This is a genomic window from Burkholderia sp. PU8-34 (assembly GCF_053427725.1).
Map to the genome: position 1 here is coordinate 1 of NZ_JBSAXC010000005.1, position 12684 is coordinate 12684.

At 66.2% G+C, this 12684-nt stretch carries 13 protein-coding genes; 4 read left to right on the forward strand and 9 right to left on the reverse strand.

Going from position 1 to position 12684, the window contains the following annotated elements:
* Positions 1 to 254: 254 nt before the first annotated feature.
* The 5 genes from ACV22Z_RS14025 to ACV22Z_RS14045 all read right to left on the reverse strand — a co-directional run bounded on the left by ACV22Z_RS14025 (position 255) and on the right by ACV22Z_RS14045 (position 5574).
* A complete protein-coding gene (locus tag ACV22Z_RS14025; protein ID WP_448076904.1) occupies positions 255 to 1373 on the reverse strand; it encodes a polyamine ABC transporter substrate-binding protein in 1119 nt (372 codons plus the stop codon).
* A 60-nt stretch (positions 1374 to 1433) separates the two neighbouring features.
* On the reverse strand, positions 1434 to 2861 hold the full coding sequence (locus ACV22Z_RS14030) for an aspartate aminotransferase family protein (RefSeq protein WP_448076905.1): 1428 nt from the start codon (positions 2859 to 2861) through the stop codon (positions 1434 to 1436).
* A 28-nt stretch (positions 2862 to 2889) separates the two neighbouring features.
* Positions 2890 to 4227 carry a glutamine synthetase family protein gene (locus ACV22Z_RS14035; RefSeq protein ID WP_448076906.1) on the reverse strand — a complete coding sequence of 446 codons (1338 nt, stop codon included), beginning with the start codon at positions 4225 to 4227 and terminating at the stop codon, positions 2890 to 2892.
* Positions 4228 to 4255: 28 nt separating this feature from the next.
* Positions 4256 to 5041, reverse strand: a complete 786-nt coding sequence (locus tag ACV22Z_RS14040; protein ID WP_448076907.1) for a gamma-glutamyl-gamma-aminobutyrate hydrolase family protein — start codon at positions 5039 to 5041, stop codon at positions 4256 to 4258.
* Positions 5042 to 5352: 311 nt separating this feature from the next.
* Complete coding sequence (locus ACV22Z_RS14045; RefSeq protein ID WP_346778735.1) at positions 5353 to 5574, reverse strand: hypothetical protein; 222 nt, start codon at positions 5572 to 5574, stop codon at positions 5353 to 5355.
* Positions 5575 to 5987: 413 nt separating this feature from the next.
* On the opposite strand from ACV22Z_RS14045, the gene ACV22Z_RS14050 reads away from it, so the two are divergent.
* Positions 5988 to 6539: a cupin domain-containing protein gene (locus ACV22Z_RS14050; protein ID WP_448076908.1), complete on the forward strand. Its 552-nt coding sequence runs from the start codon at positions 5988 to 5990 to the stop codon at positions 6537 to 6539.
* A gap of 82 nt (positions 6540 to 6621) precedes the next feature.
* Positions 6622 to 8112, forward strand: a complete 1491-nt coding sequence (locus ACV22Z_RS14055) for an aldehyde dehydrogenase (protein ID WP_448076909.1) — start codon at positions 6622 to 6624, stop codon at positions 8110 to 8112.
* Positions 8113 to 8268: 156 nt separating this feature from the next.
* Here ACV22Z_RS14055 and ACV22Z_RS14060 read toward each other — a convergent pair whose 3' ends face one another.
* Positions 8269 to 8469 (reverse strand): heavy-metal-associated domain-containing protein, encoded by a 201-nt coding sequence (locus ACV22Z_RS14060; protein ID WP_448076910.1) that lies wholly within the window; start codon positions 8467 to 8469, stop codon positions 8269 to 8271.
* A gap of 344 nt (positions 8470 to 8813) precedes the next feature.
* Here ACV22Z_RS14060 and ACV22Z_RS14065 point away from each other — a divergent pair, with 344 nt between their 5' ends.
* Positions 8814 to 9143 carry a cupredoxin domain-containing protein gene (locus ACV22Z_RS14065; protein WP_448076911.1) on the forward strand — a complete coding sequence of 110 codons (330 nt, stop codon included), beginning with the start codon at positions 8814 to 8816 and terminating at the stop codon, positions 9141 to 9143.
* A 12-nt stretch (positions 9144 to 9155) separates the two neighbouring features.
* Positions 9156 to 9992 (forward strand): FTR1 family iron permease, encoded by an 837-nt coding sequence (locus ACV22Z_RS14070; RefSeq protein WP_448076912.1) that lies wholly within the window; start codon positions 9156 to 9158, stop codon positions 9990 to 9992.
* A gap of 117 nt (positions 9993 to 10109) precedes the next feature.
* Here ACV22Z_RS14070 and ACV22Z_RS14075 read toward each other — a convergent pair whose 3' ends face one another.
* From ACV22Z_RS14075 to glmS, 3 genes are read right to left on the reverse strand one after another with little or no spacing between them, the layout of a single operon-like run.
* On the reverse strand, positions 10110 to 10328 hold the full coding sequence (locus tag ACV22Z_RS14075; protein WP_448076913.1) for a hypothetical protein: 219 nt from the start codon (positions 10326 to 10328) through the stop codon (positions 10110 to 10112).
* A complete protein-coding gene (locus ACV22Z_RS14080; RefSeq protein WP_448076914.1) occupies positions 10328 to 10798 on the reverse strand; it encodes a hypothetical protein in 471 nt (156 codons plus the stop codon). Before ACV22Z_RS14080 ends, ACV22Z_RS14075 begins: the two co-directional genes overlap by 1 nt.
* Before the next feature lie 48 nt (positions 10799 to 10846).
* A complete protein-coding gene (gene glmS, locus ACV22Z_RS14085) occupies positions 10847 to 12664 on the reverse strand; it encodes a glutamine--fructose-6-phosphate transaminase (isomerizing) (protein ID WP_448076915.1) in 1818 nt (605 codons plus the stop codon).
* Positions 12665 to 12684 lie beyond the last annotated feature (20 nt).

Genomic DNA, 12684 nt, shown 5'->3' on the forward strand with positions numbered 1-12684 from the left:
TCTTCGTGCGGGCCGTGGCGGCCGGCTGCGCATGGCGTGCGGCTGCGGAAGAGGGTATCGATTGCATGGGTTTCACCATTCGTTCATCACGGATTGCAGGCGTGAGCGTCCCCGCGCGAGGCGCAGGATGCGACTCGCGAAAAACGGCTCGTGCCGGGTGGAGCGTGCGCGCTTCGCGCGCGGGCGGACGGTCGTCCGCGTCAGTCATGCGGGCAGGTATCGAGCGATTCCTGCACCGCGTGCATGCGTTGCGGTCAGTGGCCGGTCTTCAATTGCGCCCACAGGCGGTTCTGGAGGCGCAGGATGTCGGCCGGCATCGGCTTCATCAGCGTCATCTTCTTCAGCACTTCTTCGGGCGGATACACGGTCGGGTCCTGCGCGACGGCCGGCGTCACGAACGGGTGCGCGGCCTTGTTCGCGGTCGGATAGAACACCGTGTTGGTGATCGCCGCGTTGACCTTCGGATCCTCGATGTAGTTGATCCACTTCAGTGCAGCCTCGGCGTGCGGCGCGTCCTTCGGGATCACCATCACGTCGAACCACAGCAGGCCGCCTTCCTTCGGGTTCGAGAACTTGATGTCGTACGAGCGCTTCGCCTCCGACGAGCGGCGGTGTGCGATGCCGACGTCCCCCGACCAGCCGACCGCGACGCAGACATCGTTGTTCGCGAGGTCGTTGATGTAGCCCGACGAGTTGAACTGGGTGATGTACGGGCGGACTTTCTTCAGGACTTCGAAGGCCGCCTGGTAGTCGGCCGGGTTCGTGCTGTTCGGGTTCTTGCCCATGTACTGCAGCGTTGCCGCGAACACGTCGACGGCCTGGTCGAGGAACGACACGCCGCAACCCTTCAGCTTCGACAGGTTCGCGGGGTCGAACACGAGTGCCCAGCTGTCGACCGGCGCATTGTCGCCGAGCGCCTTCTTCACGGCCTGCACGTTGTAGCCGATGCCGTCCGTGCCGTACGCCCAGGGCACGCCGTACTGGTTGCCCGGATCCGCGTCCGAGATCATCTTCATCAGCAGCGGGTCGAGGTTCGCGAGGTTCGGCAACTTCGACTTGTCGAGCTTCTGGTAGACGCCCGCCTGGATCTGCTTGGCCATGTAGTTCGACGTCGGCACGACGATGTCGTAGCCCGAGCTGCCGGCAAGCAGCTTCGCCTGAAGCGTGTCATCGCTGTCGTAGTTGTCGTACTTGACGTGGATGCCGGTCTGCTTCTGGAAGTTCGGAATCGTGTCGGGCGCGATGTAGTCCGACCAGTTGTAGACGTTCAGCTCGTCGGCGGCTTGCACGGGCGGGCTGGCGACGGACGTGAACGCGGCCGCGGCAGCAAGGGCGGCGGCAGAACAGGCTTGGCGAAGATGACGAGCACGCATGGTGGTTTCCCTAGGGTTATGTGGGCGTGCGGCGCCCGCCGCCGCCCGTAAGCAAAGCCGTTACGAAAGACCCAGTTGCTGGGCGGTCGCATCGACGGCTCTCTTCGCCTTCGACACGAGTTCGTCGATCTCCTGGCGGGAGATCACGAGGGGCGGCGACAGCAGCATCCGGTCGCCGGTCGCGCGCATGATCAGGTTGCCGTTGAAGCAGAAGTCGCGGCAGATCGTGCCGACGTCGCCGCCGTTCTTGAAGCGGCGCCGTTCGGCCGGTGCTTCCGCAAGCTGCAGGCTCGCGACGAGGCCGTGGCCGTGCACTTCACCGATGATCGGATGGCGCGCGAAGGTCTCGCGCATCAGCGCCTGGAAGTACGGGCCGGTATCGGTCTTCACCTGCTCGATGATGCCTTCGTCGCGCAGCAGCTTCAGGTTCGCGACCGCGACCGCCGCCGCGACCGGGTGGCCCGAATACGTGAGGCCGTGGTTGAACTCGCCGTTGTCGATGATCGGGCGCGCGACGCGCTCATGGATGCCGACCGCGCCCATCGGCACGTAGCCGCTCGTCAGGCCCTTCGCCATCGTGATCAGGTCCGGCTCGAAGCCGAAGTGCTGGTGCGCGAACCATTCGCCGGTGCGGCCGAAGCCGCCGATCACTTCGTCCGCCACGAGCAGGATGTCGTACTTGCGGCAGATCCGCTGGATTTCCGGCCAGTACGTCGACGGCGGGAAGATCACGCCGCCCGCGCCCTGGAACGGCTCGCCGATGAACGCAGCGACGTTCTCCGCGCCGAGCTCGAGGATCTTCGCTTCGAGCTGCTGCGCGCGTGCGAGGCCGAACGCTTCGGGCGTCACGCCCGCTTCCGCTTCGCCGAAGAAGTACGGCTGGTCGATGTGCACGATGTGCTCGACCTTCGACGGCATCTGCTCGTGCATGTAGCCCATCCCGCCGAGCGTGCCGCCCGCGATCGTCGAGCCGTGGTAGCCGTTCTTGCGCGAGATCACGAATTTCTTCTGCGGCTTGCCCTGCACGCGCCAGTACTGGTGCACGAGACGCAGCACGGTGTCGTTGCCTTCCGAGCCGCTGTTGCAATAGAAGAAGTGGTTGAAGCCCGGCGGCGTCACTTCGGCGAGCATCGCCGACAGTTCGATGACGGGCGGGTGCGTCGTCTTGAAGAACGTGTTGTAGAACGGCAGTTCCTGCAGTTGCCGGTACGCGGCGTCGGCGAGCTCCTTGCGGCCATAGCCGGCGTTCACGCACCACAGGCCGGCCATCCCGTCGATGATCTTGTTGCCGTCCGAGTCCCACAGGTAGACACCGTCGGCCTTCACGATCACGCGGCTGCCCGCGCGGTTGAGCGCGCCCATGTCGGAGAACGGGTGGATGTGGTGCGCGGCGTCGAGCGCGCGGTATTCGGCCGTGGTGCGCGCCTGGGTCGTGCGGGCTGCCGGTGCGGCGGGCTGGATCCAGGCTGATTCGGTGCGGTAAGTCATGTTTCCTCCGGATTGCGGTTGCGCACGCTCAGACGTGCAGCAGAAGATGGCGGCGTTCCCACGAGCTGATCACGCGGAAGAACGCTTCGTATTCGGTTTCCTTCAGCGCGAAATACGCCTTCAGGAACTTGGGGCCGAGGATCTCGCCGAGCGGCTCGCACGCGGCCATCAGCGTCAGGCCTTCCTCGAGGTTGCGCGGCAGCTGGTACGGCAGCGAATAGCCGTCGCTGACGAGCGGCTCGGTCGGTTCCAGCCGCTGCGTCATCCCGAGGTAGCCGGCGGCGAGCGTCGCGGCGAGTGCGAGGTACGGGTTGCAGTCGACGCCCGGGATGCGGTTCTCGATGCGGCGTGCCGCCGGGCCCGAGTGCGGGATGCGGAAGCCGACCGTGCGGTTGTCGTAGCCCCACTGCACGTTGATCGGCGCGGCCATGAAGCGCGACAGCCGGCGGTACGAGTTGATGTACGGCGCGAAGATCGGCATCAGCGCCGGCGTGTACTTCTGCAGGCCGGCGAGATAGTTGTAGAACAGCGACGTCGCGCCGCCCGTCTCCTTCGACGTGAACAGGTTCTGGCCCGTTTCCTCGTCGACGATGCTCTGGTGCACGTGCATCGCCGAGCCAGGCTCGTCTTCCATCGGCTTCGCCATGAACGTCGCGTACATGTTGTGGCGCAGCGCCGCTTCACGCACCGTGCGCTTGAACAGGAACACCTGGTCCGCGAGCGACAGCGCGTCGCCGTGCATGAAGTTGATCTCCATCTGCGCGGCGCCGACCTCGTGGATCAGCGTGTCGATGTCGAGATTCTGCGATTCGCAGTACTCGTAGATGTCCTCGAACAGCGGATCGAACTCGTTGACGGCCTCGATCGAGTACGACTGGCGGCCCGTTTCCGGACGGCCCGTGCGGCCGACCGGCGGACGCAGCGGCAGGTCCGGGTCCTTGTTCATGTCGACCAGGTAGAACTCGAGCTCGGGCGCGACGACGGGCTTCCAGCCCTTCGCCTTGTACAGGTCGAGCACGCGGCGCAGCACGTAGCGCGGCGAGATCTCGACGGGCGAGCCGTCGAAATGCACGCAGTCGTGGATCACCTGCGCGGTCGGGTCGACTGCCCACGGAATCAGGCGGATCGTCGACGTGTCGGGCACGCACACCATGTCCGGATCGGTGACGCCGGTGAGCGAGCCGTCCTCCGGATATTCGCCGGTGACGGTCTGCACCATCACGGCTTGCGGCAGGCGCATCGATTCGCCGGACGTGAACTTGTTGCGCGGCGTGATCTTGCCGCGCGCGATGCCGGCCATGTCGGGAATGATCGCTTCGATCTCGGTGATCCGGTGTTTCTTCAGAAATTCGTCGATGTCTTGCATGTCTGTTCTCGTTTGTTAGGCGGCGCGCTCAGGCGAGCGCGGCGGCGGCCGTGGCGCTCGTGCGGGCATGGTGGCGGGCGCGGCAGGCGTCGCCGAAGGCGCGGAAGATCGCGCTCGACAGCGGGTCCTGCGCATGCCGCCATTCGGGATGCCACTGCACGGCGAGTGCGAATGCCGGTGCGTCGGCGACGCTCACGGCCTCGATCAGGCCGTCCGGCGCGGCGGCCTCGACGGCAAGGCCGGAGCCGAGCTGCGCGATGCCCTGCTTGTGCAGCGAGTTCACGTGCACTTCATCGCGGCCGCCGGCGAGCGCGTGCAGCTTGCCGCCAGGCGTCAGGCGCACGACGTGCGCGGGGCCGTATTGCGTATCCATCGGCGCGTCGTCGTCCTCGCGGTGATCGTCGAAGCCCGGCACTTCATGCACGCGCTGGTGCAGCGTGCCGCCGTATGCGACGTTCAGTTCCTGGAAGCCGCGGCAGACGGCGAGCACCGGCACGCCGGCGGCGATCGCCGCGCGCAGCAGCGGCAGCGTCGTCGCGTCGCGCGCGGCATCGTGCTTGGTGCCGGGTGCGCTCGGTTCGCCGCCGTAACGATGCGGCTCGACGTTCGAATAGCTGCCGGTAAACAACAGGCCGTCGACGGCGTCGAGGATGTCGTCGACCGACTGGCGTTCGCCGAGCGCGGGCAGCACCATCGCGAGCGCGTGCGCGCCGTCGACGACGGCCGCGACGTACTTGTCGCCGACGGTGTGCGACGCGTGCGCGCCGATTTGCGTGTAGTCGGCGGTGAGGCCGACGAGGGGTTTGCTTTCCATGGCGTCAATCAGGTTGCCTAAACAGGCCGCGGCGCGTTGCGGTCGAGGCAAGCCGGACTCGGCTTGCGCCAGTTGCAGGCGCGACACTGCCCCGCAGCCGTGCGCAACGCGCAAGGCCGCTGACGAATGGGCGCAGCGGGAATCCGTGGGCGATTCATGCTGCGCGCGACGATCAGGCCGGCGTCCGTTTCGTGGTGCATTGCCGCGCGCGGCAATGCACGCGCGAACGCGATCCGTCACCGGTCATGCGACACGGCAGACGTGATGCTGGCAACGCAAACGAAACGGACGACGTGAAGAGGGGAGAGGCGCTATGGCAGCAGCGACGCCACTTCGTCGGTATGGATCGCGACGAACGCGCGCGCGGAGACGGCGTTGTGACGACGGACGGAACGACGGGACAGGATGGTGTAGATCGACAGATGCAGGCGAGGACTATGCCAGCCGCAACTGCCGTCGGAAGGGGGCGCCGCGCTGCGCGAACTTCGCGCATCGCCTCGATCCCACCTCACCAGAGGGCCACGGACTCTCACGATTACACTCGACTGGTTTGTTGAAAGTATTGAACACCTGATCGTTAGAACGCCGAGGGCGTTTAAATAATCGAGGCATCGGCCGGGCTTCATTTACATCGATAAGCATCAATTTTTGCGCTGCAATAACGCGATTCGTTGCTTATGACGATCGGATGACGCTGACCTGAGAGCCAGCATATACGAGCCAAAAACGGCGTCAAATGTTTTTTAACGGTCCTGCATCAGGGCTTTCCCGAAGCACTGCGAATAAAAGATACGTAAACGGAATGACGCCGCAGGTGTTCATTATTTCGAACGCCTTTCAGGGTTTTCCCCGTCAATATACGCGATAAAGTGATTAGAATATTCAACGGCCGTTCCATGCGTCGCTTCTCTTTTTCATCGCACTTATCGTGTCCGAAACCGAATCGATGTCCACCGAAGTCGCCGAGCGCCTGCGCTTCGTGCGCAACAAGCATGGCCTGTCGCAGCGCGAGCTCGCGAAGCGGGCCGGCGTGACCAACGGCACGATCTCGCTGATCGAACAGGGCCGCGTGAGCCCGTCGGTCGGCTCGCTGAAGAAGCTGCTCGAATGCATTCCGATGAGCCTCGCGGAATTCTTCACGTTCGAGCTCGTCGAATCGCGCACGGTCGTGTCGCGCCGCGACGAGATGCCGAACCTCGGCAACGACGCGCTCGCGTTTCATCTCGTCGGCGCGGGCGTGAAGGACCGCAACATGTGCATCATGCGCGAGATCTACCAGCCGCAGGCCGACACCGGTCCCGAGATGCTCGCGCATGCCGGCCACGAAGGCGGCGTCGTCGTGTCGGGCCGGCTCGAACTCACCGTCGACGGCGCGACCTGGCTGCTCGACCCCGGAGACGGCTACTACTTCGAAAGCCGTTTGCCGCATCGTTTTCGCAATCCCAGCGCGGAGCAGATCTGCGAGGTCGTCTCGGCCAATTCGCCGCCGACCTTCTGACCGCGCGTCACCGCATTCGCCGCCGGCCGTGCCGTGGGCGCACCGCATCGGACGGTGAATGACTCAACATTGAGGCATCCTGATGAACAAGTTGACTTTGGCTGACTGGCAAGACAAGGCAGCGTCGCTCGCAATCGAAGGGCGCGCATTCATCGACGGCGCGTGGCGCGACGCGCACGCGGGCAAGACGTTCGACTGCGTGAGCCCGATCGACGGCCGCGTGCTCGCGAAGGTCGCCGATTGCGGCGAGGCGGACGTCGATGCCGCCGTCGCGGCCGCGCGCCGCGCCTTCGACGCGCAGGTGTGGGCGGGGCTGAACCCGCGCGCGCGCAAGGCGGTGCTGCTGCGCTGGGCGGCGCTGATGCGCGAGCATCTCGACGAGCTGGCGCTTCTCGAGACGCTCGACGCGGGCAAGCCGATCGGCGACACGACGACGGTCGACGTGCCGGGCGCCGCGTATTGCGTCGAATGGTTCGCCGAAGCGATCGACAAGGTCGGCGGCGAAGTCGCGCCGGCCGACCATCATCTCGTCGGGCTCGTCACGCGCGAGCCGATCGGCGTCGTCGCGGCGGTCGTGCCGTGGAACTTCCCGATCCTGATGGCAGCGTGGAAATTCGGCCCCGCGCTCGCGGCCGGCAACAGCGTCGTGCTGAAGCCGTCCGAGAAGTCGCCGCTGACCGCGATCAAGGTCGCGCAGCTCGCGCACGAAGCCGGCATCCCGGCGGGCGTGTTCAACGTCGTGCCGGGCGCCGGCGAGCCGGGCAAGCTGCTCGCGCTGCATCGCGACGTCGACTGCGTCGCGTTCACGGGGTCGACGGCGGTCGGCAAGCTGATCATGCAGTACGCCGCGCAATCGAACCTGAAGCGCGTGTGGCTCGAGCTGGGCGGCAAGTCGCCGAACATCGTGCTGCCGGATTGTCCGGATCTCGATCGCGCGGCGCAGGCCGCGGCCGGCGCGATCTTCTACAACATGGGCGAGATGTGTACCGCGGGTTCGCGCCTGCTCGTGCATCGCGACATCAAGGACGTGTTCATCGAGAAGCTGGTCGCGGCCGCGCGCGCTTACGTGCCCGGCAATCCGCTCGACCCGGCGGCGTCGATGGGCGCGATCGTCGACGGCATCCAGCTCGAGCGCGTGCTCGGCTACATCGAGGCGGGGCGCAACGAAGGCCGGCTCGTGACGGGCGGCGCACGGGTGAAGGAAGAGACGGGCGGCTTCTACGTCGAGCCGACGGTGTTCGAGGTGAAGCCCGACGCGAAGATCGCGCGCGAGGAGATCTTCGGGCCGGTGCTGTCGGTGATCGTGTTCGACGACGTCGACGAGGCGGTGCGCATCGCGAACGACTCCGAATACGGCCTGGCGGCCGCCGTGTGGACGTCGAACCTGACGACCGCGCACGAAGTATCGCGCCGCCTGCGCGCGGGCACCGTGTGGGTGAACTGCTACGACGAAGGCGGCGACATGAACTTCCCGTTCGGCGGCTACAAGCAGTCGGGCAACGGCCGCGACAAGTCGCTGCACGCGCTCGAGAAATACACGGAGTTGAAATCGACGCTCGTGCGGCTGCGTTGAGCCGGTGCGCGTGCGCGCCGCAGCAGGATGCGGCGCGCACGCGGCCGAGTGAGGCCGGGATCTGGCCTCATTCGGCCGGATCTGGCCCGATCGGCCCGGCACCTGCGCAGCGTGTCGCGCGGGCGCTGCGAATTGCGCGTGACGCCGCGTTACGCGTTACGCGGCGCGCAGCGCCGGATGGAAGCCTGCGGCTTCGATGATCGACTGCACCTGCTGCGCGGATTGCGTCGATTCGATCGTCACGCGTTTCGCGGCGACGTCGATGTCGAGCTTCGCGCCGGGATCGGCCGCGGTCACTGCACGGGTGATCGCGTTTGCGCATCCGCCGCAGGTCATGTCCTGAACTTCGAATTCCATCATTCCCTCCAGAGTTGACGAACGCGCACAGCATGAAGCTTGCCACGATGGGAAGGTCAAGCGTGCGCACCGATGGGCAGGATACCGTGCGCGGCATTCGCATTCAGACAGCAATTCGTAAAGCGGTAATCAGACGAATTGGAGTGCCGGCCCGATCGTCAGTCGGTATTTAGCCGGATTGACCGTTTCAAGGCGCCGCAGCCCATTGGAAAATTCCTTTCCGGACAATGGGTTGCGAAACAGTATGCGGCGCGATCCCCATTATGCGAATAAGGGCATTCGATGTGGAAATGCGAATCGATCTTAATATCAGTCTCTGTCAAAATCATTTCCCCCTCCTGACCATGAACCGTTTCGCTTTCGGCTTTGCGCTGGCCCTGCTGGGCGCGTCGGCAACCGCATTCGCCGCCGACGACGTCGTCAACCTGACCCTGAAGGACCACAAGTTTTCGCCCGAAGGCGTGACGATTCCGGCCGGCAAGAAGGTCAAGTTCGTCGTGAAGAACCTCGACGCGACGCCTGCCGAATTCGAGAGCGACGACTTCAAGGCGGAGAAGGTGATTCCCGCCGGCAAGTCGGCCGAAATCCTGGTCGGGCCGCTGAAGGCCGGCACGTACGAGTTCCACGACGAGTACCACGAAGACCAGTCGAAGACGCACCTGACCGTCAAGTAAGCGGATACCGCCATGTTGTCTACCGCCCTGATCGTCTTTCGTGAAGTGCTCGAGGCCGCGCTGGTGGTCTCGATCGTGATGGCCGCCACGAAGGGCGTGCCGCGGCGCGGCTGGTGGGTCGGCAGCGGGCTCGTCGGCGGCGTGATCGGCGCGGGCCTGATCGCGGCGTTCGCCGACGTGATCTCGCAATGGGCGTCCGGGATGGGGCAGGAGGTGTTCAACGCGGGCGTGATGTTCGTCGCGACGCTGATGCTCGCGTGGCACAGCATCTGGATGAGCAAGCATGGCCGCGAGATGGCGCTGCACATGACCGCGGTCGGCCGGGCCGTCGCAGCCGGCAGCAAGCCGCTGACCGGGCTCGCGATCGTCGTCGGCGTCGCGGTGCTGCGCGAAGGCTCGGAGGCCGTGCTGTTCCTGTACGGCATCGCGGCGGGCGACCCGGGGCAGACGCCGCAGATGATCGCGGGCGGGCTGCTCGGCGTGCTCGGCGGCGCCGGGCTCGGCTACGCGATGTACGCGGGCCTGCTGCGGATTCCGCTCAAGCGCCTCTTTTCCGTCACCAACGGGCTGATCGTGCTGCTCGCGGCGGGGATGGCGAGCCAGTGCGTCGGCTTCCTGCTGGCGGCCGGTCTCGTGCCGTCGTGGGGCGATGCGGTGTGGGATACGTCGTGGCTGCTCAAGGACACGAGCATCGTCGGCAAGGCATTGCATACGCTGATCGGCTATACCGCGCGTCCGGCGGGCATCCAGATTGCCGCGTACCTCGGGACGCTGGCGGCAATCGTCGTGCTGGCGCGACTCGTCGGCCGGCCGCAGAGCGCGGTGCAGCCGCCGCGGCAGGCCGCCTGATTCCTGATTCGCCGCTTCACCGCTCGAGCCTGAATGAAACAAGGGGCGTCCTCGGACGCCCCTTGTTTCATTGAAGACCGCGATCGGCCACGCCGCGCGCCGCCGGCGCGCCTGCGCTCAGCGATGGTTGTCGATCCACGCGCGGGCCCACTCGAGCCCGGCGACGCGTGCCTCGTCCTCGGTGTCGAATACACCGAGCACGCCCGACGCCTCGACGAGCTTGTTGTGCTGCGTGATCGTTCCGCTTGCCGCGAAGCGCTCCGGCTGCAGGATCTCGTCCTGCTGCAGGATCGCGTGGCCCCAGATCTGGTAGCCGTAATAGGTTTCCGCTTCCATTATCGTGCCACCTCGGCTGGTCCGTTGCGCGTGCCCACCCGCAGCACGTTGCCGTCCGGCGTATATTGCCGCGGGATGTCGGAATACGCGAGGCCACGCGGCGTGTCCTGCACATCGGGCTGCATGACCGTCAGCCGGCCCGGCGCAGGCTGCGCGACGGGCCGAGCCGTCGGTGCGCCGGCGGGCGTCGCGCCCGGCGCCGGCATCCGATGCGCGCCCGTCTTCAGTGTCTTCAGCGTCTGCGCGGTTTGCACGACACGGTGCTTGTGGAGTTTCGCAGCCGCCTTCGGCTGGGTGGCGGCGTGCTTCGCCGGTGCCGCCGCATGCGCATCGGGAGCATGGCTCACCGGCGACCGGGGCGCCGATGCGCGCGCCTCGGGCGGATTCCAGACCTCGACGTAATGCTCGGCGGCCCAGCCCGACGACGCGAACGTGAGCGCCAGCAACCCGCATCCAATCAGTCTCACCATGCTATCTCCGTCTTTCACGTCGGCGGTGCAACAGGCTTGCCGCGCCGCTTATTCCACCGTCACCGACTTCGCGAGGTTCCGCGGCTTGTCGACGTCCGTGCCGCGCGCGCACGCCGTGTGATACGCGAGCAGCTGCAACGGCACGACGTGCAGGATCGGCGACAGCTGGCCGTAGTGCTCGGGCATCCGGATCACGTGCAGGCCTTCGTCGTTGACGATGTGCGTGTCGGCGTCTGCAAACACGTACAGCTCGCCGCCGCGCGCGCGCACTTCCTGCATGTTCGACTTGAGCTTCTCGAGCAGCGCATCGTTCGGCGCCACCGTGACGACCGGCATCGCTTCGGTGACGAGCGCGAGCGGGCCGTGCTTCAGTTCGCCGGCCGGGTACGCCTCGGCGTGGATGTACGAGATTTCCTTCAGCTTCAGCGCGCCTTCGAGCGCGATCGGATAGTGCAGCCCGCGGCCGAGGAACAGCGCGTTTTCCTTGCGCGCGAATTCTTCCGCCCACGCGATGATCTGCGGCTCGAGCGCGAGCACGCTGTTCAGCGCGGCCGGCAGGTGGCGCAGCTGCTTCAGGAATTCGGCTTCGAGCGCGGCGTCGACGTGACCGCGCAGCTTGCCGAGCGTCGCGGCCAGCACGAACAGCGCGACGAGCTGCGTCGTGAACGCCTTCGTCGACGCGACGCCGATCTCGGTGCCCGCGTGCGTCAGGAACTGCAGCTCGGTGAGGCGCACCATCGCGCTCGTCGCGACATTGCAGACTGCGAGCGTGTGCGTGTGGCCGAGCGACTGCGCGTGCTTGAGCGCCGCGAGCGTGTCGGCCGTTTCGCCCGACTGCGAGATCACCAGCACGAGCTGGCGCGGGTTCGGCACCGATTCGCGGTAGCGGTACTCGCTCGCGATCTCGACCTGGGTCGGGATCTTCGCGATCGATTCGAGCCAGTATTTCGCGGTGAGGCCCGAGTAGTAGCTCGTGCCGCACGCGAGGATCAGCAGGCTGTCGATGTCCGCGAACGCGGCGCTCGCCGCGTCGCCGAACAGCGTCGCGTCGAAGCCTTCGGTTTGCGGCACCGTGTCGCTGATCGCGCGCGGCTGCTCGAAGATTTCCTTCTGCATGAAGTGGCGATAGGGCCCAAGCTCGACCGCGCCGCCGTACGCGCTGACGACGCGCACTTCACGCTTGGCCGCCGCGCCGTGGCGGTCGACGATCTTCACGCCGTCGCGCGACAGTTCGCAGACGTCGCCTTCCTCGAGGAACGTGAAGTGGTCGGTACTGCCCGCGAGCGCGAGCGCGTCGGATGCGAGGAAGTTCTCGCCGTCGCCGTAGCCGACGACGAGCGGGGAGCCCTGGCGCGCGCCGACGACCGTGTGCGGCTGGTCCTTGTGGATCACCGCGATCGCATAGGCGCCGTGCAGCTGCTGCACGGCTTCGCGCACGGCGGCGAACAGGTCGCCGCGGTACAGGCTGTGCACGAGGTGCGCGATCACTTCGGTGTCGGTCTGCGATACGAAGTCGTAGCCCTTCGCGCGCAGCGCGTCGCGCAGCGGCTCGAAGTTCTCGATGATGCCGTTGTGGACGAGCGCGAGCGCGTCCGACGAGAAGATCGGGTGGGCATTGTGCGTGACGGGCGCGCCGTGCGTCGCCCAGCGCGTGTGCGCGATGCCGGTGCCGCCGTCGAGGCCGGTTTCGCGCACCTGCGCGTCGAGATCGGAAACGCGCGCGACGCTGCGCGCGCGTTTCGGCGCATTCGGCTCGAGCACGGCAACGCCGCACGAATCGTAGCCTCGGTATTCAAGGCGCCGCAGACCTTCGATCAGCACCGGAACGATATTACGCTGCGCAACTGCGCCGACAATGCCGCACATGGAAATCTACCCTCTATGTC